Annotated in this window: 22 protein-coding genes; 10 read left to right on the forward strand and 12 right to left on the reverse strand. The window is 53.8% G+C overall.

Features of this window, described 5'->3' with window-relative positions; all coding sequences use genetic code 11:
- Positions 1-504, forward strand: a 504-nt coding sequence (locus R3196_RS00005) for a hypothetical protein (protein WP_318934551.1), incomplete at its 5' end; no start/stop codon positions are given.
- 73 nt (positions 505-577) lie between these two features.
- Here R3196_RS00005 and R3196_RS00010 read toward each other — a convergent pair.
- From R3196_RS00010 to R3196_RS00055, 10 genes are all read right to left on the reverse strand, one after another.
- The gene (locus R3196_RS00010; RefSeq protein WP_318934552.1) at positions 578-988 is read right to left on the reverse strand and encodes an H-NS family nucleoid-associated regulatory protein; all 411 of its coding nucleotides are present in this window, start codon (positions 986-988) and stop codon (positions 578-580) included.
- A gap of 131 nt (positions 989-1119) precedes the next feature.
- Positions 1120-2763 (reverse strand): electron transfer flavoprotein-ubiquinone oxidoreductase, encoded by a 1644-nt coding sequence (locus tag R3196_RS00015; protein ID WP_318934553.1) that lies wholly within the window; start codon positions 2761-2763, stop codon positions 1120-1122.
- Between the two features lie 14 nt (positions 2764-2777).
- A complete protein-coding gene (locus tag R3196_RS00020) occupies positions 2778-4991 on the reverse strand; it encodes a putative bifunctional diguanylate cyclase/phosphodiesterase (protein ID WP_318934554.1) in 2214 nt (737 codons plus the stop codon).
- Positions 4992-5013: 22 nt separating this feature from the next.
- A complete protein-coding gene (locus tag R3196_RS00025; protein WP_318934555.1) occupies positions 5014-6957 on the reverse strand; it encodes an acetoacetate--CoA ligase in 1944 nt (647 codons plus the stop codon).
- Between the two features lie 2 nt (positions 6958-6959).
- Positions 6960-7865, reverse strand: a complete 906-nt coding sequence (locus R3196_RS00030; protein ID WP_318934556.1) for a hydroxymethylglutaryl-CoA lyase — start codon at positions 7863-7865, stop codon at positions 6960-6962.
- Between the two features lie 9 nt (positions 7866-7874).
- Positions 7875-9845 (reverse strand): acetyl-CoA carboxylase biotin carboxylase subunit, encoded by a 1971-nt coding sequence (gene accC / locus R3196_RS00035; RefSeq protein ID WP_318934557.1) that lies wholly within the window; start codon positions 9843-9845, stop codon positions 7875-7877.
- 3 nt (positions 9846-9848) lie between these two features.
- Positions 9849-10631, reverse strand: a complete 783-nt coding sequence (locus tag R3196_RS00040) for an enoyl-CoA hydratase-related protein (protein ID WP_318934558.1) — start codon at positions 10629-10631, stop codon at positions 9849-9851.
- A 9-nt stretch (positions 10632-10640) separates the two neighbouring features.
- The gene (locus tag R3196_RS00045) at positions 10641-12248 is read right to left on the reverse strand and encodes a carboxyl transferase domain-containing protein (RefSeq protein ID WP_318934559.1); all 1608 of its coding nucleotides are present in this window, start codon (positions 12246-12248) and stop codon (positions 10641-10643) included.
- 15 nt (positions 12249-12263) lie between these two features.
- A complete protein-coding gene (locus R3196_RS00050; RefSeq protein WP_318934560.1) occupies positions 12264-13433 on the reverse strand; it encodes an isovaleryl-CoA dehydrogenase in 1170 nt (389 codons plus the stop codon).
- Positions 13430-13864 (reverse strand): MerR family DNA-binding transcriptional regulator, encoded by a 435-nt coding sequence (locus R3196_RS00055; protein ID WP_318934561.1) that lies wholly within the window; start codon positions 13862-13864, stop codon positions 13430-13432. Before R3196_RS00055 ends, R3196_RS00050 begins: the two co-directional genes overlap by 4 nt.
- Positions 13865-13968: 104 nt before the next feature.
- On the opposite strand from R3196_RS00055, the gene R3196_RS00060 reads away from it, so the two are divergent.
- Positions 13969-15153, forward strand: coding sequence for an acetyl-CoA C-acyltransferase (locus tag R3196_RS00060; RefSeq protein WP_318934562.1), 1185 nt, complete (start codon positions 13969-13971; stop codon positions 15151-15153).
- On the opposite strand, the gene R3196_RS00065 is transcribed toward R3196_RS00060, so the two are convergent.
- Together R3196_RS00065 and R3196_RS00070 are read right to left on the reverse strand one after the other, a co-directional pair.
- The gene (locus R3196_RS00065) at positions 15145-15999 is read right to left on the reverse strand and encodes an EamA family transporter (RefSeq protein ID WP_318934563.1); all 855 of its coding nucleotides are present in this window, start codon (positions 15997-15999) and stop codon (positions 15145-15147) included. The two genes, R3196_RS00060 and R3196_RS00065, sit on opposite strands and share 9 nt — an antisense overlap.
- Before the next feature lie 2 nt (positions 16000-16001).
- On the reverse strand, positions 16002-16889 hold the full coding sequence (locus R3196_RS00070; RefSeq protein ID WP_318934564.1) for a helix-turn-helix transcriptional regulator: 888 nt from the start codon (positions 16887-16889) through the stop codon (positions 16002-16004).
- Between the two features lie 151 nt (positions 16890-17040).
- On the opposite strand from R3196_RS00070, the gene R3196_RS00075 reads away from it, so the two are divergent.
- The 8 genes from R3196_RS00075 to rlmM are packed head-to-tail and all read left to right on the forward strand — an operon-like array spanning position 17041 to position 25216.
- Positions 17041-18540, forward strand: coding sequence for a CoA-acylating methylmalonate-semialdehyde dehydrogenase (locus R3196_RS00075; RefSeq protein ID WP_318934565.1), 1500 nt, complete (start codon positions 17041-17043; stop codon positions 18538-18540).
- 17 nt (positions 18541-18557) lie between these two features.
- Entirely contained in the window at positions 18558-19715 is a 1158-nt protein-coding gene (locus R3196_RS00080) for an acyl-CoA dehydrogenase family protein (protein WP_318934566.1), read from the forward strand.
- 37 nt (positions 19716-19752) lie between these two features.
- The gene (locus R3196_RS00085; protein ID WP_318934567.1) at positions 19753-20877 is read left to right on the forward strand and encodes an enoyl-CoA hydratase/isomerase family protein; all 1125 of its coding nucleotides are present in this window, start codon (positions 19753-19755) and stop codon (positions 20875-20877) included.
- Positions 20878-20911: 34 nt separating this feature from the next.
- Positions 20912-21805 (forward strand): 3-hydroxyisobutyrate dehydrogenase, encoded by an 894-nt coding sequence (gene mmsB / locus R3196_RS00090; protein ID WP_318934568.1) that lies wholly within the window; start codon positions 20912-20914, stop codon positions 21803-21805.
- 11 nt (positions 21806-21816) lie between these two features.
- Positions 21817-22581 carry an SDR family oxidoreductase gene (locus tag R3196_RS00095; protein ID WP_318934569.1) on the forward strand — a complete coding sequence of 255 codons (765 nt, stop codon included), beginning with the start codon at positions 21817-21819 and terminating at the stop codon, positions 22579-22581.
- A 10-nt stretch (positions 22582-22591) separates the two neighbouring features.
- Positions 22592-23491 (forward strand): transcriptional regulator GcvA, encoded by a 900-nt coding sequence (locus R3196_RS00100; RefSeq protein ID WP_318934570.1) that lies wholly within the window; start codon positions 22592-22594, stop codon positions 23489-23491.
- Positions 23484-24119, forward strand: coding sequence for an alpha/beta family hydrolase (locus R3196_RS00105; protein WP_318934571.1), 636 nt, complete (start codon positions 23484-23486; stop codon positions 24117-24119). Before R3196_RS00100 ends, R3196_RS00105 begins: the two co-directional genes overlap by 8 nt.
- 5 nt (positions 24120-24124) lie before the next feature.
- Complete coding sequence (gene rlmM / locus R3196_RS00110) at positions 24125-25216, forward strand: 23S rRNA (cytidine(2498)-2'-O)-methyltransferase RlmM (RefSeq protein WP_318934572.1); 1092 nt, start codon at positions 24125-24127, stop codon at positions 25214-25216.
- Positions 25217-25249 lie beyond the last annotated feature (33 nt).

Genomic DNA, 25249 nt, shown 5'->3' on the forward strand with positions numbered 1-25249 from the left:
TACGTTGAGTCAGGCGTAGGCACCATTCATTTCCACCGCCATGACAGTAACGAAGTTATTGTTAAGCTGCGCGCCACAGCTGACGAGGATAGCTTCTGGAAAGACGGTTTACTGGATAAAGTTGAGTTAGTGGCTGAGCAGCGCGGCGATAAGCTGCGGCTTGAAGTGCCGGAGCAGGATGATATTCAGCTGGACTGGGATATTACTTTACCGCGGCTTGCTGCAGTAACAACCGAACTGGGTGTTGGTGAAATAGAAGGCGAGCTTTATGCGACGGATTTATCCGTGCAACTGGGAATTGGCGAAGTTGATTTAACTGTCTATGGTGACGTTAAATCAGTTGATGCAGAAGTTGGCATTGGTGAAACCCGCATTACTGGTCTTGATAATAGCCAGAGTGAACGAGCTTTTATTAGTTCGAACAGCCAGGCACAAGGTTCAGGTAACGCCCGGGTGGAAATAGAAACCGGTATCGGAGAAATCCGGATCGAAATTAAAGACTAATTGTTGATTTTAATTTAAATAAAAAAGAGCCCGCTAAATATTGCGGGCTCTTTATTTTAAAGTATATTCTTTGTTATTTAATTAAGTAATTATCAATACTTTCACCGCGCACAATAGCGGCTTTCAATGCATTGGGCATACGGCCCTGGCCAGTCCAGGTGATGCGCTCACCGTTGGCATCAATAATTGCATACTTAGGTGGCTTCGGAGCGCGTTTCCGGCGAGTTTTAGGTGTTGCGGCCAGTGCAGCTTCACCAACTAAGTCTTCAACGCCGATGCCGGCTTCCGTCATTGCCTGACGCAGCTCGTCAATCTTGCGTTGTTTGGCAGCTTCCTGTTGCCGCTGCTGGGCTTCTTCTTCGCGGCGTACGGCAATGACTTTATCAAGTTTGTTACTGACTTCTTCCAGTTGTGCCACGCTTAGTTCCTTAGTCGCAGCTTTAAGACGTCGTCCGTGAGTTAAAATATTTAAAAATTCACTCATAATTTAATTCCACTAGGTGTTAATTTGCCGCTCTATTAAATAGTATAAGATGAAAGGTGACAATATTAATCTTTTGTCAGCTGCATCTTACAAACTAATATTACAAAATTAGTATAGCAAATAAAAACCTTTTACATATTAGGATAATTCGGACCACCGCCACCTTCTGGCGTTACCCAGGTAATATTTTGGGACGGGTCTTTAATATCGCAGGTTTTACAGTGGATGCAGTTCTGCGCGTTTATTTTAAATTCCGCTTTGCCATCTACCTCAACAACTTCATAAACACCGGCCGGGCAATAACGCTGAGCAGGCTCTCCGTATTCTGGCAGATTCACGCCCAGCGGAATGTCTTTGTCTTTTAGAACAAGATGGCATGGCTGATCTTCTTCGTGGTTGGTATTAGACAAATAAACCGATGAGAGGCGGTCAAAAACCAGTTTATTGTCGGGCTTCGGATATTCTTTAGGCTTATAGTCTGCCGCTTTGCCGGTATTGGCATAGTCCGGCGTTTCATCTTTTAAGGTAAAGGGTAGGCGACCACCAAATATATTCTGATCGATGGTGTTATAAGCTCCACCGAGCCAGGTTCCGAGCTTGTGAATCGCCGGGCCGAAGTTGCGCGACCGGTACAGCTCATTATATAGCCATGAATCCTTAAAGCGTTGCTCGAAATCTGGCAGTTCGGCAGGCACGTTATCCTGCTGCAGCGCTGCATAGATGGACTCAGCGGCGAGCATCCCCGATTTCATTGCGGTGTGGTTGCCTTTGATCTTGGCAAAGTTCAGGGTGCCGGCATTACAGCCCGCCAGCACGCCGCCAGGGAACACCATTTTCGGCAATGAATAGAAACCACCTTTGGTAATGGCCCGCGCGCCATAGGTGACCCGCTTACCATCTTTCAGTGTTTTGGCAATTTCCGGGTGCGTTTTAAAGCGCTGAAATTCGCCAAAGGGGTTCAGGTAAGGGTCTTTGTAGTTTAAATCGACAATCAGGCCAACATAAACCTGCCCGTCTTCAGCATGGTAAAGGTAGCCGCCACCAGTACTGTCATCAGTCAGAGGCCAACCGGCGCTATGCACCACCAGCCCTGGCTGGTGCTGTTCGGCGGGAATATCCCAGATCTCTTTAAAGCCCAGCGCGTAGTGCTGAGGTGAACGCTCTTCAATGAGTTTGAACTCTTGCTGCAAGCGTTTGCCCAGATGGCCCCGGCTGCCTTCGGCGAATACCGTATATTTCGCCCGCAGTTCCATGCCGGGTTCAAAGCTACCCTTGTTCTCGCCATCTGCACCAACGCCCATGTCACCGGTCACGATGCCCGCTACACGGCCGTCGTCCATGATGATGTCAGCGGCCGGAAAGCCGGGGAAGATCTCAACGCCCAGGGCTTCGGCCTGCTCAGCCAGCCAGCGGCACAGGTTGCCCATGCTGGTAATGTAGTTACCCTTATTATGAAAGGTCTTAGGCACCATAAATCCGGGTAAGCGGGTGGATGACTCGCCATCTTTGAAATAAAAGATCTGATCTTCGGTAACTTCAGTCTTTAATGGTGCACCGAGCTCTTTCCAGTCGGGGAAGAGTTCGTCGAGTGAGCGGGTTTCAAACACCGCGCCTGATAATATGTGCGCACCGACTTCAGAGCCTTTTTCGACCACGCAAATCATCAGCTCCTGCTCGTTATCCCGGGCCAGTTGGGCCAGTCTGCAGGCGGTTGCCAGGCCCGCGGGGCCGGCGCCAACGATGACTACGTCAAATTCCATACTTTCGCGTTGCATAGGGTTCTCCTGCACTATAAAAACTTATCTTCAGATTCGAATTCCGACCTGGGGGAAACTAATTTTGCACTCAACTGCTGCGCAGTCAGTGGTCGGGATAAATAAAAGCCCTGGGCCAGCGCGCAGTCGCGCTGTAGTAAAAAATCGACTTGCTGTTGGTTCTCAACGCCGACGGCAACCAGAGGTAACTGTAAATGCTGAGCCAAGGCGATTAGCATTTCAACCAGTTTGCTGCGCGTTTGGTCCGTTGGCAAGGATGCAACCAGCTCGCCGCCGACTTTCATCATGTGCGGCGGACAGTCAGTCAGTATTTTGAGGGAATCCTGGGTGACGCCGGAATGATGAATACTGAGCCTGATGCCGGTTTTACTGAGCTGCTGAAAACGCGCATGGCGAAATTGGCAAAGCTGTAAATAATCGGCGTCGGAGATCTCGAGTTGCACCCGGTCGGCGGGTAACTGATGGCGCTTAATGTATTCTGATAACAACTCAGGCAAACAGGGCAGAGCCAGTTGCCGGGTAGACAGGTTGAGCGCTACGGAAAGCTGTTTATTGCCTTGTTTATGCCATTCCCGCAACTGTTGAAAAGCTGTTTTGATAATGGCTTCGGTCAGGCTGCTCATGAGCCCCGCATTACCTATTACCGGCAAGAAGGCTTCCGGCTCAACCAAGGAGTCATCGTCCATGCGTAGCCTTAGCAAAGCTTCGGTAGCCACTATTAAGCCTGTGCGTAAGTCAAATATCGGCTGGTAGTGTACCTCAACGCGATTATGATCCACTGCATGGCGAAGTTTGGCCATCAGTTCAAGACGTTGTTCTAATTTTTGCTGTTGGGCACTGTTATACAGGCTTACGGCATAGAATCCCTGCTGCTTGGCGTGGTTCAGGGCAGTACTGGCATGGACAATTAAGGTTTCACCGTTAAATCCGGCGGCACTGGCAAATGCAATGCCTATGGAGACCGAACAATGAACCTCCTGTTGATTGGTAAAAATCTGTTGCTGAATACTGTCGATAATAGAACGGGCGTAGTTCTCTGCCTGTTGTGACTGTTTCATATCTGGTATGAGTAGTGCAAAGTTATCGCCGCTTATCCGTGCCACCAGACCCTTCTCAGGACAAAGCTTTTTCAGCCGGTGGGCCACCCGCTTTAACACATCATCACCAATCTGGTGGCCCAGAGTGCGATTGAGCTCACCGAAACGATCAATCTTAATGTGAAAGGCGGCCAGTTGCCCTTGCTGTTGCTCCAGGCGGGGCAGATTATCATCAAGATAACGCAGTACTGCATTGCGGTTGGCTATGCCGGTTAATTCATCCCGTTCCGATAAATAGGCAAGCTGCTGCTCGGTAGCGCGAAGGTTTTGTTGTTTGCGTTCTAATTCGCGGGTATGCCGGCGCAGGGCGTCGTTGGCTTCACGATGACGTAACAGCCGCCAGCCAATCAGCATGGCGCACAGGGTTAAACTGACCCCGCCCCAGAATACCAGGCGAATGGCAGCCGAATACATGGCCTCAAGCCGGAACTCGGTCGGCCAGAGGATAATTTGCCACTGGTTGTCGAGGATATTCAGTGGCTGAGTGACTGACCAGCTGTCGCGCAGGGTCGATTCACCGGCGAACTGGAAGATCAGCCGGTCTCGATCGCGAATCTCCAGCTGATAACCTTCGGTGATCTGCGTACGAATGAGCCGATCAAGAAATGAATCCAGATCCACGACTACCGCGAAGTAACCGTTTTCAATGGTCTGCTGCACCTGGCCAACAATGACAATGTCATCCTCGTTTGGTGACAGGCTACCGGCGTCACTGGTGAGAACCCGGCCGCTAGTATTCCGCTCCAGCTCTGCGCGTAACTGCTGGTTATCAAATTCGGGGCGGAAATAGCTGTTGGCCGTGTCAGCACTGGTAGAAAATCTAATCTTAAATTCTTGATCCAGCCAGAGTACATGACGGATTGCCGGATAGAACTCAAGTAAAGCCTGCGCCTCGGTGGACCAGCGCTGTTGCAGGGGCACCGGACTGTGTTTCAGTTCACGGACAATCCATTCGCTGGCGAATAAATACGTCAGCAAGAACTGCCGCACCTGAACTTCCAGTTGCCGTACATCCTGGTGTAACCGCTGTTGGATCTGGTCTTGTTCAACGGACAGCAGAATCCGGCTACTACCCAAGGTCAGCGCCACCCCCACAAAGAAGATGGCTGCTAACACTTTGCTACGCCGCATCACCCTGTCCATCGGGTCGTCGTCACAACTTCAGTTCAGCGCGATCGCGGAAGTGTTTCAGCGCTTCCGGATTGGCCAGGGCATCGGTATTTTTAACCGTCTCGCCGTGAATAACCTGACGGACCGCAAGTTCAACGATCTTGCCACTGATGGTCCGCGGGATATCCTCGACCTGAGCAATCACAGCGGGTACATGGCGGGGGCTGGTGTTAGAGCGGATAACCTTACGGATCTCCTGCTTTAGCTCGTCATCAAGCTCATGGCCTTCGCGCAGGCGCACAAACAGCACAACCCGCTCGTCATCGCCCTGGGTTTGGCCAACGGCGATACTCTCAAGCACAGCGTCAATTTTTTCTACCTGACGATAGATTTCAGCGGTACCGATGCGCACGCCACCCGGGTTAAGTACTGCGTCTGAACGACCATAAATAATCACGCCGTTATGGTCGGTCAGCTCGGCGTAATCACCATGAGCCCAGGTGTTATCGAAACGGGCGAAATAGGCATTGTAGTAGCGCTGGCCATCGTCATCGTTCCAGAAGCCGATTGGCATGCAGGGAAAGCTATTGCGGCACACCAGTTCGCCTTTCTCGCCGGTCACCGGCTCGCCGTCTTCGTTATATATCTGCACATCCAGGCCGAGGCCACGGCATTGTAGTTCGCCGCGATAGACCGGCAGAATAGGGCAGCCAAGGGCAAAACAGGAAACAATATCGGTGCCGCCGGAGATCGACGACAGACAGACATTATTTTTGATATGCCGGTAAACAAAATCAAAGCTTTCCGGTGCCAGCACTGAGCCGGTTGTCAGAATGGCCCGCAGCGCGGTCAGGTCGTGATGAGCACCCGGCTTATAGTCGGCTTTTTCAAGCGCTGACAGGTATTTCGCACTGGTACCAAAAACACTGATCTGCTCTTGGTCGGCAATATCCCACAATACTTTGGGCTCGGGATGAAAAGGCGAGCCGTCGAACAGCACCAGGGCAGCGCCGCTAGCCAGACCCGACGCCAGCCAGTTCCACATCATCCAGCCGCAGGTGGTGAAGTAGAACAGCACATCGTCGCGATCCAGATCGGTATGCAGTCCATGCTCTTTCAGGTGTTGCAGCAGGGTGCCTCCGATACCGTGCACGATACACTTAGGCACCCCGGTGGTGCCTGAGCTGTACATGATATAAAGCGGGTCGTTGAATCCCATCTGGGTAAAATCAATGGACGTGGCACTACGATCAAGGTAGTCATCCCAGCGACTGCTGTTTTCATCAGGTTGTTGCTCGAGCTGAGCAAAGGGGATGACCACTGTATGTTCCAGCGTGTTGAGCTCAGCGCGGATGGCCGACACTTTGTCACTAATATCCAGTTGTTTACCGTTGTAGAAGTAGCCATCGACGGTAAAGAGTAACCTGGGCTCAATCTGGCCGAAGCGGTCAACCACGCCTTGTACGCCGAAATCCGGGGAGCAACTGGACCAGACGGCGCCAATGCTGGTGGTTGCCAGCATCGCGATAATGGCTTCGATGCAGTTGGGTAACATACCGGCGATGCGGTCGCCGGCGACAATGCCTCGGGCGCGCATGGCGGCAGCCAGAGCGGCTGTTTCAGCGTAAAGCTCAGCATAAGTTAATTGCTGGCGCTCGCCGTTTTCGCCGCGGAAGATTAGCGCGATCTGATTGTCTTTATGGCGCAGCAAATTTTCGGCAAAGTTAAGTTTTGCATCAGGGAACCAGGTGGCACCGGGGAGCTGGTCCGCATCAAGCACGATCCGCTCACCGCGCTCGCCAATGACATCAAAGTAATCCCACAGGTAGGCCCAGAAGTCAGCGTGCTGATCCACGGACCACTGATGTAACTCATCGTAATTTGCCAGCGCCAGTTTGAAGTCGCGGTTGACCTGCTGCAGAAAATCCGTCATGCGCGCGGCAGCAATCCTGTCTGCATCAGGTTGCCAAAGTAAAGAGTCCGACATAATTAGGTTTCCTGTTTTGCCAGTTCAGCCAGAGCGACCTGCGAGCGCGGGCTATGGTTCAGATGCGTGCAAATCTGGTCGCCGGCGTGGATGAGTTTGTGCAGGTCGACGCCGGTTTCTATACCCATTCCCTGCAGCATATAGACCAGATCTTCGGTAGCCAGGTTGCCGCTGGCGCCACGGGCGTATGGGCAACCACCGAGGCCAGCAACGGCGGTATCAATAGTCGCGACCCCCAGCGGCAGACAAGCCGCGATATTAGCGAGCGCCTGGCCGTAGGTATTATGAAAATGCAGTGCCAGATGCTCGATCGGAACCTCTTCGGCAACGGCCTTGAGCATATTCTGGGCGTGTAGCGGGGTGCCTACGCCAATAGTATCGCCCAGGGATATCTCATAGCACCCCATGCGATAGAGCTCAGCAGCGACGCGTACAACGTCACTGATGGCCACCTCGCCCTGATAAGGGCAACCGAGTACGCAACTCACATAACCGCGCACCCGGATATTTTGTTCGCGGGCGGCGGCGATAAGCGGCGCAAACCGCTCCAGGCTTTCCGCAATACTGCAGTTGATGTTTTTCTGGCTGAAGGCTTCTGACGCAGCGCCAAACACAGCCACTTCGTCAGCGCCGGCGGCGATTGCTGCCTCAAACCCCTTCAGGTTAGGGGTAAGGGCGGCATATGTGACACCGGGTTTACGCTCAATACGGTTAAACACGTCACCGCTGTCGGCCATTTGCGGTACCCATTTGGGGCTCACAAAAGCGCCGGTTTCGATATAGCTTAGCCCGGCATCGGTCAGGGCATTCACCAGTGCAACTTTAGCAGTCAGCGACACGGCCTGTTCATTTTGCAGACCATCCCGCGGACCCACTTCAACAATTTTTACCTGTTTGGGTAGTGCCATGGTTGGCTCCTATTCATCTTCCAGGCTGAGCAGTTCTGCGCCGTCACTGACCAGTTCGCCAGCTTTATAATAGACCTGCGCGATTACGCCGTCGCGTGGCGCCCGGATGGTATATTCCATCTTCATGGCTTCCATCACCACCAGCGGCTGATCGGCCGTGACTTCGTCACCAGCTTTGACCAGCACATCCACTACGGTGCCGTTCATTGGCGCGGTCAGGGTGCCGGCGGCGGTTTCCTGCTGCAGGGTGTCGGCAATTTTATGCCGGGTGAAACGCATGCTGGCGTATTCGCTGAATACAGTGATATCAGTGTCGGTGCGAAGCACATAGACACTGAACTGGTGGCCGTCGCGGGTAACCCTTAATAAGTCTTCATCGAGTTCGGCCTGCCAGAAGGTGTCTTCACCTTCTTGCTTCCAGCCGGTTGAGCCGTTTTTACTGGCGCCCTGCAGGGCAACGGTCAATAGCTCGTCCTGATGTTGCAGCTCTAATCCGAAACGGGCTGGCTCATTCAGTCGCAGACCGCGCAACTGTTGCCATGGCGAGCTGCTGGCTGACTGCTGTTCAGTCAGTTGCTCAGCCAGCGCGGCCATCACCGCATAGTCATTGATCAGGTCGGTGGTATCGGGGAACAGATCCGCTTCGTATTTTTCAATAAAGCGGGTCGTGAGCTCAGCGCGCTGGAACTGCGGATGGCTGGCGATACGACGCAAAAAGTCAATATTGGTGCGCACGCCGGCAATACGATAGTCATTCAGTGCCTGAATCAGGCGCCGTAGCGCCACGGTGCGGTTCTCGCCCCAAACGATCAGCTTAGCGACCATAGGATCGTAATAGGCGCTGACTTCATCGCCTTCAATTACGCCACTGTCGATGCGCAGCGCCGGGCTGGTTGCCGGGGTACGCAGTACGTGCAAGGTACCGGTACTGGGCAGGAATTCGTTGGCCGGATCTTCGGCATAAATACGGGCTTCAAACGAGTGGCCGTTTACTTCGATCTGATCCTGGGCTAACGGCAGGGGTTCGCCGCTGGCAATAGTTAATTGCCAGGCGACCAGGTCCTGCCCGGTGATCATTTCAGTAACCGGATGCTCCACTTGCAGGCGGGTATTCATTTCCATGAAATAGAATTTGTTGTCGGTATCGAGCAGGAATTCGACGGTACCGGCACCGACATAGTCGATGGCTTGGGCAGCGCGCACGGCGGCGTCACCCATAGCGGCGCGGGTACTGCTGCTGAGCGACGGAGCGGGCGCCTCTTCGACAACTTTCTGGTGGCGCCGCTGCACTGAGCAGTCGCGCTCTGACAGGTAAACGCCGTTACCATGCTCGTCACAGAACACCTGGATTTCAACATGGCGCGGGTTGCCGATGTATTTCTCTACCAGCATTTTGTCGTTGCTGAAAGAAGCCTGGGCTTCGCGCCGGGCTGATTGCAGGGCATCGTGGAAGTGTTGCTCTGACTCGACCACGCGCATGCCTTTACCACCGCCACCATAGGCGGCTTTGAGCAGCACCGGGAAGCCGATCTTGCGGGATTCTTCGAGTAACTTTTCTTCGCTTTGCTCGGTGCCATGGTAACCCGGAACCAGCGGCACGCCGGCATCGCTCATAATGGCCTTGGCGGCACTTTTAGAGCCCATAGCTGCAATGGCGCTTACCGGTGGGCCAACGAAAATAATATTGTTGCTGGCGCAGGCATCGGCGAAGGCTTCGTTTTCGGATAAAAAGCCGTAGCCCGGGTGAATGGCGTCAGCGCCGGTGGTTTTGGCGGCGGCGATAATTTTATCGATAACCAGGTAGCTTTCGGCGCTTGGCGCCGGGCCGATATGGATACTCTCGTCGGCCAGTTTAACGTGCTGGGCCTGACGGTCGGCATCGGAATAAACGGCTACAGTGCGTATGCCCAGTGCTTTGGCAGTACGAATGATGCGGCAGGCAATTTCACCGCGGTTGGCAATCAGCAATTTCTGTAACATTGCTTATCCTTGTTTCCAGTTAGGCGTTCGTTTCTCTAAAAAGGCGCTTAGACCTTCCTGACCCTCGTCTGATACCCGAATTTCAGCAATTCGCTCAATGGTAAGGCGGCGGCTTTGTTCGTTCAGCGGCTGTTGGTCGAGCTCTTTAACCAGCTGCTTGGCGGCGCTGACCGCTGCCGGGCTGTTAGCCAGGAACTGCTTGATCAGGCGCTGTGCGGCTTGTTCTAAATCGTCGACTACGTCATGGACCAGGCCAAACTGTTGGGCAACTGAGGCATCGAAGCGTTCTGCCGTAAGCATATAGCGACGCGACTGGCGTGGGCCCATAGCCCGCATCACGTACGGGCTGATGACCGCAGGGATCAGGCCAATTCTGACTTCGCTCAGGCAAAAGCTGGCACCCGGTTCGGCCAGGGTTATATCGCAGCAGGCGGCAAGGCCCACGGCACCGCCGAAAGCGGCGCCCTGAACCAGCGCGATGCTTGGTTTACTGAGTTCATCGAGACGTTGCATCAGGCGCGACAGCTCAGTGGCATCAGCGACGTTCTCGTCGTAGTTTTTATCTGCCATCGAGCGCATCCAGCTGAGATCTGCACCCGCCGAAAAGTTATTACCCTTTGAGCGCAGCACCAGCACCCGAGCCTGTTCGTCATTTTCCACGCTGGTCAGTGCGTCGATTAACTCGCTGATCATGTGATCGTCAAAGGCGTTGTGTACGTCAGGCCGATTCATGGTTAACCAGGCGACCTGGTCGGTCACGCTCAGTTCAATAAAACGATAGCTCATGAGCTCTCCTTACATCCGGAACACGCCAAAACGCGTGTCCTCGATCGGGGCGTTGTTCGCTGCGGCCAGGCTCAGGCCCAGTACGTCACGGGTCTGCGCCGGATCAATGATGCCGTCATCCCACAAGCGCGCTGAGGCGTAGTAGGGATGGCCCTGTTTCTCATACTGCTCGACGATAGGCTGTTTCAGTTTGCGCTCATCTTCCGCACTCATGGTTTCGCCTTTGCGCGCCAGGTTGTCTTTCGTCACCTGCGCCATCACGCCGGCAGCCTGCTCACCACCCATTACCGAGATGCGGGCGTTGGGCCACATAAACATCAGGGTCGGATCATAGGCGCGCCCGCACATACCGTAGTTACCGGCACCATAACTGCCGCCAATCAGTACCGTAAACTTCGGTACCTTAGCGCAACTGACTGCGGTTACCATTTTGGCGCCGTGTTTAGCGATACCTTCAGCTTCGTATTTTTTACCGACCATAAAGCCGGTGATGTTCTGTAAAAACACCAGCGGGATCTTGCGCTGCGCACAAAGCTCAATAAAGTGCGCGCCTTTTTGCGCGGATTCGGAAAACAAAATGCCGTTATTGGCGACGATACCCACGGGATAGCCATGGATCCGGGCAAAACCCGTTACCAGGGTGGTGCCGTAATTTTGTTTGAATTCGTCGAAATCCGAGTCGTCGACCACGCGCGCAATGACCTCATGCACGTCATAAGGCTTGCGCAGGTCGGTGCCGACAATACCGTAAATTTCGGCGGCGTCATAACGCGGCGGTTTCACTTCCTGCTGGGTTACCGCGTTGGCACTGCGGTAATTGAGGCGCGCTATCGAGCGGCGGGCCAGCGCCAGGGCGTGTTCATCGTTCAGGGCAAAATGGTCGGCGACGCCCGAGATCCGGGTATGCACGTCGGCGCCGCCAAGCTCTTCGGCGCTGACTTCTTCACCGGTAGCCGCTTTCACCAGCGGTGGACCGGCCAGGAAAATGGTGCCTTGTTCTTTGACGATCACACTTTCATCAGCCATTGCCGGTACATAGGCACCACCAGCGGTACATAAGCCCATCACCACGGCGATTTGGGGGATGCCTTTGGCAGACATATTGGCCTGATTAAAGAAGATCCGGCCAAAATGATCACGATCCGGGAATACTTCGTCCTGACGGGGCAGGTTGGCCCCGCCTGAATCCACCAGGTAAATGCAGGGCAGGTGGCAACGTTCGGCGATTTCCTGGGCGCGCAGGTGCTTCTTCACCGTCAACGGATAATACGTACCGCCTTTAACCGTGGCATCGTTGGCGACGATCATGCACTGTACACCTTCGACGGTGCCGATACCCGCTACGACACCAGCCGCAGGTACGTAGTCTTCGTAACACTCCCAGGCCGCGAACTGGCCTATTTCCAGAAACGGCGAGCCGCTGTCGAGCAGCTTTTCAATACGCTGGCGGGGTAATAATTTACCGCGAGACAGGTGGCGCTCCTGATATTTAGGGCCGCCACCTTGCTGGATCTGGTTGACTTTGGCAGACAGGTCATCGACAACCTTTTGCATCGACCGGGTATTGGCAATAAAGGTTTCGTCTTTTGGATTAATTGCACTGGTTAGTACCGTCACGCTCGTACTCCCTGATTACACAGATTCACTGAACAGCTCGCGGCCGATCAGCATGCGACGAATTTCTGATGTCCCGGCGCCAATTTCATAGAGTTTGGCGTCACGTAGTAAGCGGCCGGTCGGATATTCGTTAATGTAACCGTTACCGCCCAGCAGCTGGATAGCGTCCAGCGCCAACTGGGTTGCCAGTTCCGCTGAGAACAGGATAGCACCGGCAGCGTCTTTGCGGGTGGTTTCACCGCGATCGCACGACTGCGCTACCGCATATACATAAGCACGGGCCGCGTTAGTACGGGTATACATGTCAGCTAACTTACCCTGCACCAGCTGGAAGTTGCCGATGGCCTGGCCAAACTGTTTGCGATCATGAACATAAGGTACGGTGACATCCAGACACGCCTGCATAATGCCCAGTGGGCCAGCTGCCAGTACCGCGCGCTCGTAATCCAGGCCGCTCATCAGAACGGTTACGCCGCCATCGAGTTCGCCCAGAATATTTGCGGCCGGAACCCGGCAGTTCTCAAATACCAGTTCGCAGGTGTTGGAGCCGCGCATGCCCAGCTTATCGAGTTTTTGTGCGGTGCTGAAACCAGCGAAATCACGTTCAATAATAAAGGCCGTGATACCGCGGGAGTTTTTATCCGGGCTGGTTTTAGCATAGACCACCAGCACATCGGCTTCAGGGCCGTTGGTGATCCACATCTTGTTACCATTCAGAATGAAATCGTCGCCGTCACGCTCAGCGCGCAGTTTCATGCTAACCACGTCAGAGCCCGCGTTCGGCTCACTCATCGCCAGTGCGCCAACGTGCTCGCCGGAGCACAGCTTCGGCAGGTACTTAGCTTTTTGTTCATGGGTGCCATTACGGGCAATCTGATTGACACAGAGGTTCGAATGAGCGCCATAGCTGAGTCCGACTGACGCTGAAGCGCGGCTGATCTCTTCCATGGCCACCACGTGTTCCAGGTAACCTAAGCCGGAGCCACCGTATTCTTCTTCAACGGTCATGCCCAGCAGTCCGAGCTCACCAAATTTTTGCCACAGATCGGCCGGGAAGTTATTGCTTTCATCAATTTCAGCGGCGCGTGGCGCAATCTCATCGCGGGCGAAAGCGTTGACGGTTTCACGGATCATTTCGGCGGTTTCACCCAGACCAAAATTAAAGGTAGTGTACTGACTAATCATAACTTCTCCTGAATGGATTCGGCGTTGCTCGCCGCTAATGCTTGTGTCTGATTCATCTCGGCCAGCTCATCGCGACAGCGTTCTTCCAGATTACCCAGCTCAACGAGTAATACTTTGATGTCTTCAAGTTGCTGCTTCAGCGAAAGTTTTTTGTCGTCGATCAGCTCTAAAACTGTATGCAACTGACGGACGCTGCTATTTTCCATGTCATACAGGTCAAATAGCCGTTTGGTTTCTGCCAACGAGAAGCCCAGCCGTTTACCACGCAGTATGAGCTTCAGACGGACCCGGTCTTTATTGGTATAAAGCCGTGTCTGGCCTTGTCTGCCAGGCGTCAGCAGGCCCTGGTCTTCGTAAAAGCGAATACTGCGGGTGGTAATGTCAAATTCCCGTGCCAGTTCGCCAATGCTGTAGGTTGTGAGATCGTTCATTTGTACTTGCATTTTGGCTTATGAGGGCGTTAAGCTTAAATCAAGTTGACGTTAACGTAAAGGTAAGAAGGGTGGTGCTCCCACGACCTTTCGCAGGAGGATGAATGAAGTCGAATGACGCAGTAGTGATTGTGGCCGCAAAACGTACGCCCATGGGTGGCTTTCAGGGCAATCTGAGTAGCGTTAAAGCAACGGAGCTTGGTGCCGAAGCCATTAAAGCAGCCTTACAGGAAAGTGGCCTGCAGGGTGACGATATCAGTGAAGTCATTATGGGCAATGTATTGCCAGCCGGCCTGGGCCAGGCACCTGCGCGCCAGGCTAGTCTGTTTGCCGGTCTGCCGCGCAAAGTTGGCGCAACCACCCTTAATAAGGTCTGCGGCTCTGGCCTGAAAACCGTGATGCTGGCACATGATTTACTGCATGCTGGTTCTGCCGATGCGGTGATAGCCGGCGGCATGGAAAGTATGTCCAATGCCCCTTATTTGCTGAAGAAAGCGCGCACCGGCATCCGTATGGGCCATGATCAGATCCTCGATCATATGATGCTTGATGGCCTGGAAGACGCCTACGAAGGCAAAGCCATGGGCTGCTATGCGCAAAGCACGGCTGATGATTACGGTCTGGGCCGTGAAGCCATGGATGAGTTTGCCATGGAATCGCTGAGCCGCGCCAAGCGCGCTATCGAAGAGGGCGGGTTTGATAATGAAATCGTGCCGGTAAGCTACAGCACCCGTAAGGGCGATGTGACCGTTGATACTGACGAGAACCCTGGTCGGGCGATGCCGGATAAAATTCCTAGTCTGCGTCCGGCCTTTGCTAAAGAAGGCACCATTACCGCGGCGAACTCCAGCTCGATTTCAGACGGCGCCGCAGCGTTGGTGCTGATGCGCGAAAGCGATGCCAAAGCCAAAGGCCTGAAGCCACTGGCGCGGGTTGTTGGCCATGCCACTCATTCACAGGCTCCGGCGGAGTTTACGGTCGCGCCGATTGGGGCCATGCGTACACTGCTTGAGCGCACCGGCTGGGAGCAGGACAGTGTTGATCTGTGGGAAATTAACGAAGCTTTTGCCATGGTCACTATGCTGGCGATGAAAGAAATGGGCCTGGATCACAGCAAAGTGAACGTACATGGTGGTGCCTGCGCCCTGGGCCATCCGATCGGCGCCAGTGGTGCACGCTTGCTGGTAACTCTGGTCCACGCCCTGCAACGCCACAATAAAAAGCGTGGTATCACCTCGCTTTGTATCGGTGGCGGTGAAGCAGTCGCACTGGCGGTTGAACTAGTTTAAGCGGCGATCCTGCGAAGCCAGCCATACTGCCACCAGCAGTATGGCTGCACCTAGTGCCAGCCGCAGCCAGTCAACCTGCTGGCCCCAGAAGGCGAAGTTAACCAGCAAGCCAGCCGGGATCAGCATATTGTTCATGGTGGCGAGCTGGCCGGTATTTACTCTTTTGGTGGCGATATTCCAGGCCAGATAACCGAGACCGGAAGCGCCCAGCCCAAGCCACAGCAAGATGCTCCATTGCAGTGTGCCCTGAGGCTGCATTGAGAAATCAGCAAACAAGGCCATGGCAAAGCCAGTAGTCAGGGTAGCGCCGATGAAAAACAAGGCGAATACGTGCAGTTGCTGGCGTTCAGTGCCTAAGGGCAACCGTTTGTACAGAACCTGCCCGGCGGCAAAACATAAATTGGCGCCCTGAATCAGCAAAAAGCCGGTGATAAAGTCTTCACTGGGCTGATTGAAACGAATGACGGCGGCGCCCAGCACAGCCAGTGCCGCGGCCAGCCACCAGCGCAGCGGCAGATGGCGGCGCTGAAAAATAATATCGTCGATAAGAGTGATATAAAGCGGCGTAAAGATAGTAAACAACAGGACTTCAGCGACCTGTAAGTAAAGAAAAGCATGGTAGAGCAGCAGGTACATAATACCGATTTGTATCGCTCCGATGCCAGCCAGCTGAAGCTGCCGTAGGGCAGGCAGCCGGCGCGGACGCCATAACGGCAGGAACAGCGCCAGGGCCAGCACCATGCGGATGAATACCGCGATATAACCGTCGACCTGACCGGCCAGAAATTCGCCGATGAGCGAGAAGCTGGCGGCCCAGAGGGCAGTGACAGTCCAGAGTATCCACATAATCAGGGTTCCTGTTGGCGATGGTGACTGTCGCGATAAAACTGTGGCGACACCCCCATGGTTTTTTTAAATAAGCGGGAGAAGTAGTAAGGATCATCAAAACCGAGCTGTTGCGCTATATAGCGGACCGACTCAGTACTGGTATCCAGCAACTGGCAGGCCAGCCGCACTTTCAGCTGATTAAAGTAACGCATCGGGCTGATACCGGTGGCAGCTTTAAACTTTTTACTGAAGTGATAGCGGGACAAGCCCGCCACGGCGGCAAAATCCTGGAGCGCCAGGTTACTATGGCTGTTGTCCTGCATATAGCGATCAAGGGCGGCCAGGTCAAAGCCTGTCGGCGCCTGCGCCGTATCGGATAAACGGGGCACTTCGGCGATAATGCGCTGCAGTAAGGTTGCCGCGAGCACACCAGCGGATACACTGTAGCGCTGATGTTGCAGGTTCAGTAACTCGGTTACCGGCGGGATTAGCTGACGCCAGCGTGCTAAAGTAAGTACCGGTTGTTGCGCGGTGAAACCCAGCAATTGCAGGCAGCGGGTGGCAGCAATGCCATCAAAATGCACCCAGTAAATGCTCCAGGGGTCGTCGGTTTGCGCGCTATACTGATGGGCTGTGTTCGCTGGTAGCAGCAGCAACTGGCCAGCCTGCAAAACGCCACTGGCGTGGGGTGTGTGAAACTGGCCTCGGCCACGGTGGCAGAAAATTAACAGATAATCGGTGTGATGCTCGCGTTGCACCTGATGCCCGGCGGCATCCACATAATGACCGTAGGCCAGCGGATACAGATGTCGGGTCAGCGGATGCTCCGCCAGCTGTTCGCTTAGCGACAGCGGGAACACAACGCGGGAACTGCCAGGCGGCAGGGGCCATGACGAGGGCTGACTCATATTATAAGAACTTCCAGAAGCTGGATCGCAATTTTGTCCATTATAGAGGCAAAATCGTCGATGTTAAAGGCTCTGCAGTAATGCTCTAATGCGCAATAATTGAAAGTAACTCTTATCGAACACTACAGACAGAACATTGAGGTACAGACAGATGACCAAGAAAGTTCCAATATTTATCGACGGCGAATTTAAGCAGTCGACCACCGAGCAGTGGATTGACGTGACGAATCCGGCAACCCAGGAAGTGATCGCTCAGGCTCCGGTAACCACTTTAGCCGAAATGCAGGAAGCAGTAGCCAGCGCTAAAAAAGCTTTTCTGACCTGGAAAGAAACCCCGGTCTCTGAGCGCGCGCGCGTGATGCTGCGTTATCAGGCATTATTAAAAGAACATCACGATGAAATCGCTGAAATTCTGGCGGGTGAAACCGGCAAAACTTTTGATGACGCTAAGGGTGATGTCTGGCGTGGTATCGAAGTGGTCGAGCACGCCGCCAATATTCCGTCACTGTTGATGGGTGAAACCGTTGAGAATGTAGCCCGTGGCATCGACAGCTACAGCTACACCCAGCCGCTGGGCGTCTGTGCTGGTATTACCCCGTTTAATTTCCCGGCGATGATTCCATTATGGATGTTCCCGCTGGCAATCGCCTGCGGTAATACCTTCATCCTGAAACCATCAGAGCAGGATCCGCAGACGCCAACTCGTCTGGCCGAACTCTTTGTTGAAGCCGGCGCTCCGAAAGGTGTGTTGCAGGTTATTCACGGTGGCAAAGAGCAAGTCGACTTCCTGCTGGATGAGCCGGCAGTGCGGGCTATCTCTTTTGTTGGTTCAGTACCTGTTGGCCAGTACATTTATCGCCGCGGTACCGAGAATATGAAGCGGGTACAGGCGTTTGCCGGTGCGAAAAACCACTGCGTGATCATGCCTGACGCCAATAAGAGCCAGGTTATCAGTAACCTGGTCGGTGCTTCAGTCGGCGCTGCCGGTCAGCGTTGTATGGCGATTTCGGTCGCGGTATTTGTTGGCGCGGCCCGTGAGTGGATCCCTGAAATTGCAGCTGAACTGAAAAAAGTGAAGCCAGGCGGCTGGAATGATAAAGGCGCGGCCTATGGTCCGTTAATCAGCCCGCAGGCCAAGCAACGGGTAGAGCAGTTTATCAGCCAGGGCGAGAAAGAAGGCGCCGAACTGCTGGTTGATGGCCGTAACTGTGAAGTCGAAGGCTTCCCGGACGGCAACTGGGTGGGGCCGACTATGTTCGGCAAAGTAACCACCGATATGGAAATCTATAAAAACGAAATCTTTGGTCCGGTGCTATGCACCACTGAAGTGAACTCACTGGAAGAAGCCATTACTTTGGTTAACGCCAACCCGTATGGTAACGGCACCTCAATCTTTACTGCCAGCGGTGCTGCTGCGCGTAAATACCAGCATGAAGTAGAAGTAGGCCAGGTGGGTATTAATATTCCGATTCCGGTACCACTGCCGTTCTTCTCATTCACTGGCTGGAAAGGCTCATTCTTCGGTGATCTGCATGCCTACGGTAAGCAGGGCGTTCGTTTCTACAGTGAAACCAAGACCATTACCGCGCGTTGGTTCGAAAGCGATATCGCTGATGCCAATGGCCCGAATATGACGATTCACTTGCAGTAACAGAAGGTGACCAGCTGATGAATTTTGATCTGACAGACGACCAGCAAGCATTTGTTGATACCGCCCGCGCGTTCGCGGAAAAAGAAATGGCTCCTTATGCGGCGCAGTGGGACGAAGAATCCCACTTTCCCATTGAGGTGTTCCGTAAGGCCGGTGAAATGGGTTTTATGGGTATGTACACCCCGGAAGAGGCCGGTGGTTTTGGCATGAGTCGGCTGGATGCGGCGCTGATTTTTGAACAGTTAGCGATGGGTTGTACTGCCACTACCGCCATGATGACTATTCACAACATGGTGACCTGGATGATCGGCTCGTTCGGTACTCCTGAGACCATTGAAAAGTGGGTTCCTGAGCTGGTAACGGGCGAGAGGCTGGGTTCGTACTGCCTGACCGAGCCTGGTGCAGGCTCAGATGCGGCCAGTTTGCGCACCACGGCTAAGCGGGATGGCGATGAGTACGTCATTAACGGCTCGAAAATGTTTATCTCGGGTGCCGGTGCGACTGACGTGCTGGTCGTGATGGCACGGACCGGCGAAGCGGGCCCTAAAGGCATTTCTGCTTTCGCGGTACCAGCGGACACCAAAGGCATCAGCTACGGTAAGAAAGAAGACAAAATGGGCTGGAATGCCCAGCCTACCCGTCTGGTCACCTTTGAAGATGTGCGCGTTCCTGCTTCCAGCCTGCTGGGCGAGGAGGGGCAGGGCTTTAAATTTGCGATGATGGGTCTTGATGGCGGCCGTATTAATATCGCCGTGTGTTCCGTTGGCACTGCCCAGGCAGCACTGAACACAGCGCGCGACTATCTGCTTGAGCGTGAGCAGTTTGGTAAGCAAATTGGCCAGTTCCAGGCGCTGGAGTTTAAGCTCGCGGATATGGCCACTGAGTTAGTTGCTGCGCGTCAGATGGTTCGCTTAGCGGCCTTTAAAGTGGACTCCAACGATCCGGATAAAACCACTTATTGCGCCATGGCGAAACGCTTCGCGACTGACGTTGGATTCGAGGTCTGTAACGAAGCGCTGCAAATCCACGGCGGCTACGGTTATATCCGGGAGTATCCGCTGGAGCGCCATGTGCGAGACGTCCGGGTGCACCAAATCCTGGAAGGCACCAACGAAATTATGCGGGTAATCATTGGTCGCCGGCTGTTGGCCGATATCGATCGGGCAATTCTCTAACCAGACATTTTCTTAACGGAACATGCAGGGAGCGACAATGGAAAACGTTGTGTTATTTGATGAAATTTCTGCAGCAGGTGGCAAACGCATAGGGGTTGCCACCCTTAATTCAGAAAAATCGCTGAACGCGTTGAGCCTGGATATGATCGGTCTGCTGCAGCCACAACTGGATTTATGGGCTGCTGATGACGATATCGCCTGCGTCTGGCTGCAGGGCGCCGGTGAAAAAGCCTTCTGTGCCGGCGGTGATATTGTGGCCATGTATAAGGCTATGGTCGATAAGCCAGGCAAACTGGTTGATGAAGTGGCCGACTTCTTTACTAGGGAGTACCGCCTGGATTACACCATTCATCGCTTTCCGAAGCCCTTGGTACTCTGGGGGCATGGCATTGTGATGGGCGGTGGTATGGGGCTGATGAACGGTGCCAGCCATCGGATCGTTACCGAACGGTCGCTACTGGCCATGCCGGAAATCACTATTGGCCTGTATCCCGATGTAGGCGCGACCCATTTCCTGAACCAGATGCCTGATGGCTGCGGTCTGTATCTGGGCCTGACCGGCGCGCAGATGAATGGCGCTGATGCGCTCTTTTTGAATCTGGCCGATTACTTTGTCGGCAGTGACAGCAAGACCGAGCTACTGGATAAGCTGAAAGCCATAGAGTGGGGCGACACCGCTGCACTTAACCATCAGAAAGTCAGTGATGCGATTGACAGCATCGCGCGGCGCGACAGCGGTTCACGACCAGCGGGTCAGGTAGAAGCGCACCGCGCCCATATTGAACAGCTGACCGCCCATGATGATATTGTCGACGTGGTCGATGCCATTGTCAGCGATGATACTGATGATAAATGGCTGGCCCGGGCGCGTGCGAATCTTGCCGCTGGCTGTCCGATGACGGCGCATATTGTCTGGAACCAGTTGCAGCATGGCGCGGATCTGAGTCTGGCGGATTGTTTCCGGCTGGAACTCACGTTGTCGGTGAAGTGTGCGATTCGTGGTGATTTCGCCGAAGGTATCCGGGCCCTGTTAATTGATAAAGATAAAAATCCAAAATGGCAGCACGAGTCAGTTGCGGACGTGAATGCCGCTGAAGTGGATGAGTTTTTCACTTCGCCCTGGCCGGCCGATCAGCACCCACTAAAAGATCTGGGTAAATAACGCTGGCACCACTAACGAACAGTGAGGACAACACATGGCTAAAATAGGTTTCATCGGCTTAGGCAACATGGGCGGCCCAATGGCGGTCAATCTGGTTAACGCCGGCCATAGCGTTAAGGTATTCGATTTATCTGAAGCGGCGCTGGAGCAGGCCCGGGAGGGCGGCTGTCAGGTCGCTGAATCAGCCCGCCAGGCGGCTGAGCAGGCCGACTTTGTTATTACCATGCTGCCCGCTGATAAACACGTACAGGCGGTTTATCTGGGTGAAGACGGTCTGAACAAGGTACTGGGTAGAGACACCCTGGCGATTGACTGCAGTACCATTAGCGCCGAGACGGCCCGAAAAGTTGCTGCCGGATTGGCTGAAGAGAACATCCGCTTTATTGATGCGCCGGTATCTGGCGGTGTTGCCGGAGCCCGTGGTGGCACCCTGACCTTCATCTGTGGTGGCGAAGCTGCAGCCGTTGAGAACGCCCGTACGGTACTTAACGACATGGGTAAAAACGTATTTCACGCTGGCGAAAGTGGCGCCGGACAGGTTGCCAAAATCTGTAACAACATGCTGTTATCGGTATTGATGGCCGGTACCGCTGAAGCCTTGCAACTGGGGATAGCCCACGGGTTGGATGCCAAGACCCTGTCAGAAATCATGCTCAAGAGCTCCGGTCGTAACTGGACCTTAGAAGTATATAATCCATGCCCCGGGGTGATGGATAATGTGCCGTCCAGTAACGGCTATGAAGGTGGCTTTCTGGTCGACCTGATGAGCAAAGATTTAGGTCTGGCGCAACAGGCAGCGCTGGCAAGTGGTGCAATGACCCCAATGGGGTCGCTGACTCATAACCTCTACCGTAGCTGGGCTCAGCTTGGCCATGGCCAGGAAGACTTTTCCAGTATTTTTAAATACGTTCAACCGAAAACGAAGTAACGGATAACATCATGCAAATTGCCAAAAGTACGATTGTAATTACCGGTGGCGCCCAGGGTCTTGGCCTGGCGATGGCCGAACACTTTGCTGCTGAAGGTGCAGCGCTGGCGTTAATCGACATGAATGCCGAAGCCCTGCAAGCGGCAGAGAGCAGCTGCAAAGAGAAAGGCGCCAGTCAGGTGCGCGGTTATACCCTGAATGTGACCGATGAAGTAGCGGTCGAACAGGTGTTTGAGCAGATCAACACCGAATTTGGCGGTATTAATGTGCTGATCAATAACGCTGGTATCCTGCGCGATGGCCTGCTGATCAAGTGCAAAGACGGTGAAATCACCCATAAAATGCCGTTGCAGCAGTTCCAGTCAGTGCTTGACGTGAATCTGACAGGCAGCTTTTTATGTGGCCGTGAAGCCGCAGCACATATGGCCAAAGCAGGTAATGGCGGCGTCATTATCAATATCTCCAGTGTCGCGCGCGCCGGCAATATGGGTCAAACCAACTATGCTGCGACCAAAGCTGGTGTGGTTGCGATGACAGTTACCTGGGCACGCGAACTGGGTCGCTTCGGAATTCGCTGCGGCGCAATCGCTCCTGGCTTTATCGAAACGCCGATGACCGCTCAGATGAAACCTGAAGCTATTGATCGTGCACTGGGTATGGTGCCACTGCGGCGCTGGGGGCAGCCGGAAGAAATTGCTCATAGCGCCCGCTATATCATTGAGAATGACTTTTTTAGTGGTCGTGTGGTAGAAATAGACGGTGGAGTTCGACTATAACGATTAACTGATGCGAAAATTACCCCCATTAAATGCGCTCAAGGCGTTTGAGGCCGCGGCCCGTCATCTGAGCTTTACCCGCGCCGCCGTCGAGTTATTCGTAACTCAGGCGGCGGTCAGCCATCAGGTGAAGGCGCTGGAGGATTTTCTGGGGGTAAAGCTGTTCTTACGGCGCAATCGCTCACTGTTACTTACCGCCGAAGGCCAGACTTATTTTCTCGAACTTAAAGACATTTTCGATGATATTGTGCAGGCTACCGAGCGTCTGAAGACCGCCAGCTCACGCGGCTCACTAACGATTTCATTACCGCCCAGTTTTGCCATCCTCTGGTTTGTGCCGCGGTTAAGTCGCTTTCATGAAGCTTGCCCTGATATTGATGTGCGGATTCGTGCGGTTGACGAAGTCGATGGCTCGCTGACCGATGATGTGGACGTTGCTATCTATTATGGCGCCGGCAAGTGGCCCGGTCTGAAAGCCTACAAGCTGCATAACGAATTTTTGCTGCCGGTCTGTTCACCCCTGCTGCTCAACAGCAGCAAACCCTTGCGTGAGCCTCGTGATCTGCTGAATCATACCTTACTGCATGACGAAACCCGCAACGCGTGGAAAGACTGGTTTAAGCTGGTGGGTATCGACAAAGACAAAGGCGATAACGGGCCTATATTCAGTCATTCCAATCTGGCCCTGAAAGCCGCCGTTCACGGGCAGGGCATCGCGCTGGCCAACAATGTGCTGGTAAAGCCGGAAATTGACGCCGGCCATTTGATCCAGATTTTTCCCGAGGCGTTACCGCGCTCAAAATCTTTTTATCTGGTTTGTCGTGACACCCAGGCAGAAGTCGGTAAAATCGCGACCTTTCGCAACTGGCTGCTCGGTGTGGTCGAGGAAGAAGAGGACAGCTATGAGTGATGCGCAACGGGTGGCGATTCAGCGCGATCAGGCTGAGGGCGCTGTACGTATCGTATTTGCTCATGGTGCCGGCGCTGGCCTGCAAAGTGACTTTATGCAGTTTATTGCCATGGGTCTGGCTCTGCAGGATATCGAAGTAGTCCGCTTTAACTTCCCGTACTGGCAGCAGTTTATGGAGCTGGGCGTGCGCCGCCCGCCCAATCCAATGGCACAACTCGAACACTGCATGAAAGCCGTTATTCGTGAGTTCGCCGACGATAAACCCTTGTTTGTGATGGGTAAATCAATGGGCGCGCGGGTGGCGTTCCGGATCGCCGATGAGGCGGGTGCGAGAGCAGCTATCGGCCTTGGGTTTCCGTTTCACCCGCAAGGCAAACCCGATCGTTTGCGAGTTGATGATTTAAACAACCGCTGCCAACAGAATCTGGTTATTCAGGGTACCCGCGACAGCCTGGGGCGGCCAGCAGAAGTGGCCGACTACCAGTTACCGGCAAACCTGCAACTGGAATGGCTCGAAAACGGTGACCACAGCTTGCTACCGACCAAGCGCAGTGGTCTGCAACGCACCGGCTTGTGGCAGAGTGCCATCGACCGAATCAGTACTTTCGTAACCGAAATTAACAGGTAATAACTATGTCAGGATTAGTGGCCTATTGCAGGCCTGGATTTGAAAGCGACTGCGCTGCGGAACTGCAGGAAAAAAGCGGTCTGCTGGGCGTTTACGGCTATTGCCAGACCCAGTCCGGCGATGGTTATGTAAGTTATCGTTGCCTGCCTGAAGAAGCAGACCATCTGGCCCGCAAACTGCAGTTGCGCGAACTTATTTTTACCCGCCAGTTTGTTTCGGTTATCGCTGAAATCAAAGACTTGTCGCTACAGGATCGGGTTAGTTCTGTGCAACTGGCGCTGCTAGACGAAAGCGTGCAGGAAGCCTTCGCCCAGGTAAAACCCGCTGGCGATTTGCGGGTCGAGACTCCGGATACCAATACCGGCAAAGAACTATCGAAGTTCTGCCGCAAGTTCACTGTACCGCTGCGGCAGGGCCTGCGTCAGTGTGGCTGGTTAACGGATAAAGAAAGTGATCGGCGACCAACCCTGCATGCGTATTTTATTAACAACCAGCACCTGGTTATCGGCTATTCCTATAGCTATAACCAGTCACCCTGGCTGATGGGTATTCCGCGTCTGCGCACACCCTCCGACGCGCCCAGCCGCTCCACTCTGAAACTTGATGAAGCCTTTCAGGTGTTTGTACCGGCCCATGAGCGCGAAGCTCGTATTAGTTCAGGCATGAATGCTGTGGATTTAGGCGCCGCACCGGGCGGCTGGACTTACCAACTGGTGCATCGCGGCATGATGGTGCAGGCGGTTGACAATGGCCCCATGGACCAGCGTTTGCTCGACACCGGGCAGGTCAAACACATCCGCACCGACGGCTTCAAATTCCGCCCAAAAAAGAAAAATATCACCTGGCTGGTATGCGATATGGTTGAGAAGCCAAGCCGCGTCGCTGATTTAATTACCGATTGGTTGATTGATGGGGATTGCCAGGAGACTATTTTTAATCTTAAACTACCGATGAAAAAACGTTATACTTCTGTTGCAGAATATTTGCAAAATATAAAACAGAGACTCGTTGAAGAAGGTCGTGGCAAATACGAACTGCAGGCAAAGCAGCTTTATCATGACCGGGAGGAGGTAACTGTCCACATCCGCTGGTTATAGGAATTATAATAAAAATAAGAAATAAGGATGTTT

The sequence above is a fragment of the Pseudidiomarina sp. genome, from assembly GCF_033722695.1.
In the GTDB taxonomy this organism is placed as follows: domain Bacteria; phylum Pseudomonadota; class Gammaproteobacteria; order Enterobacterales; family Alteromonadaceae; genus Pseudidiomarina.

Coding starts and splice junctions, on each gene's coding strand:
- R3196_RS00040 (WP_318934558.1), bottom strand. CDS start 10,631: ATGAGCTATCGTTTTATTGAACTGAGCGTGACCGACCAGGTCGCCTGG.
- R3196_RS00025 (WP_318934555.1), bottom strand. CDS start 6,957: ATGTCGGACTCTTTACTTTGGCAACCTGATGCAGACAGGATTGCTGCC.
- accC (WP_318934557.1), bottom strand. CDS start 9,845: ATGTTACAGAAATTGCTGATTGCCAACCGCGGTGAAATTGCCTGCCGC.
- R3196_RS00075 (WP_318934565.1), top strand. CDS start 17,041: ATGACCAAGAAAGTTCCAATATTTATCGACGGCGAATTTAAGCAGTCG.
- R3196_RS00060 (WP_318934562.1), top strand. CDS start 13,969: ATGAAGTCGAATGACGCAGTAGTGATTGTGGCCGCAAAACGTACGCCC.
- R3196_RS00030 (WP_318934556.1), bottom strand. CDS start 7,865: ATGGCACTACCCAAACAGGTAAAAATTGTTGAAGTGGGTCCGCGGGAT.
- R3196_RS00050 (WP_318934560.1), bottom strand. CDS start 13,433: ATGATTAGTCAGTACACTACCTTTAATTTTGGTCTGGGTGAAACCGCC.
- R3196_RS00100 (WP_318934570.1), top strand. CDS start 22,592: ATGCGAAAATTACCCCCATTAAATGCGCTCAAGGCGTTTGAGGCCGCG.
- R3196_RS00095 (WP_318934569.1), top strand. CDS start 21,817: ATGCAAATTGCCAAAAGTACGATTGTAATTACCGGTGGCGCCCAGGGT.
- mmsB (WP_318934568.1), top strand. CDS start 20,912: ATGGCTAAAATAGGTTTCATCGGCTTAGGCAACATGGGCGGCCCAATG.
- R3196_RS00020 (WP_318934554.1), bottom strand. CDS start 4,991: ATGCGGCGTAGCAAAGTGTTAGCAGCCATCTTCTTTGTGGGGGTGGCG.
- R3196_RS00065 (WP_318934563.1), bottom strand. CDS start 15,999: ATGTGGATACTCTGGACTGTCACTGCCCTCTGGGCCGCCAGCTTCTCG.
- R3196_RS00010 (WP_318934552.1), bottom strand. CDS start 988: ATGAGTGAATTTTTAAATATTTTAACTCACGGACGACGTCTTAAAGCT.
- R3196_RS00055 (WP_318934561.1), bottom strand. CDS start 13,864: ATGAACGATCTCACAACCTACAGCATTGGCGAACTGGCACGGGAATTT.
- rlmM (WP_318934572.1), top strand. CDS start 24,125: ATGTCAGGATTAGTGGCCTATTGCAGGCCTGGATTTGAAAGCGACTGC.
- R3196_RS00080 (WP_318934566.1), top strand. CDS start 18,558: ATGAATTTTGATCTGACAGACGACCAGCAAGCATTTGTTGATACCGCC.
- R3196_RS00070 (WP_318934564.1), bottom strand. CDS start 16,889: ATGAGTCAGCCCTCGTCATGGCCCCTGCCGCCTGGCAGTTCCCGCGTT.
- R3196_RS00085 (WP_318934567.1), top strand. CDS start 19,753: ATGGAAAACGTTGTGTTATTTGATGAAATTTCTGCAGCAGGTGGCAAA.
- R3196_RS00105 (WP_318934571.1), top strand. CDS start 23,484: ATGAGTGATGCGCAACGGGTGGCGATTCAGCGCGATCAGGCTGAGGGC.
- R3196_RS00015 (WP_318934553.1), bottom strand. CDS start 2,763: ATGCAACGCGAAAGTATGGAATTTGACGTAGTCATCGTTGGCGCCGGC.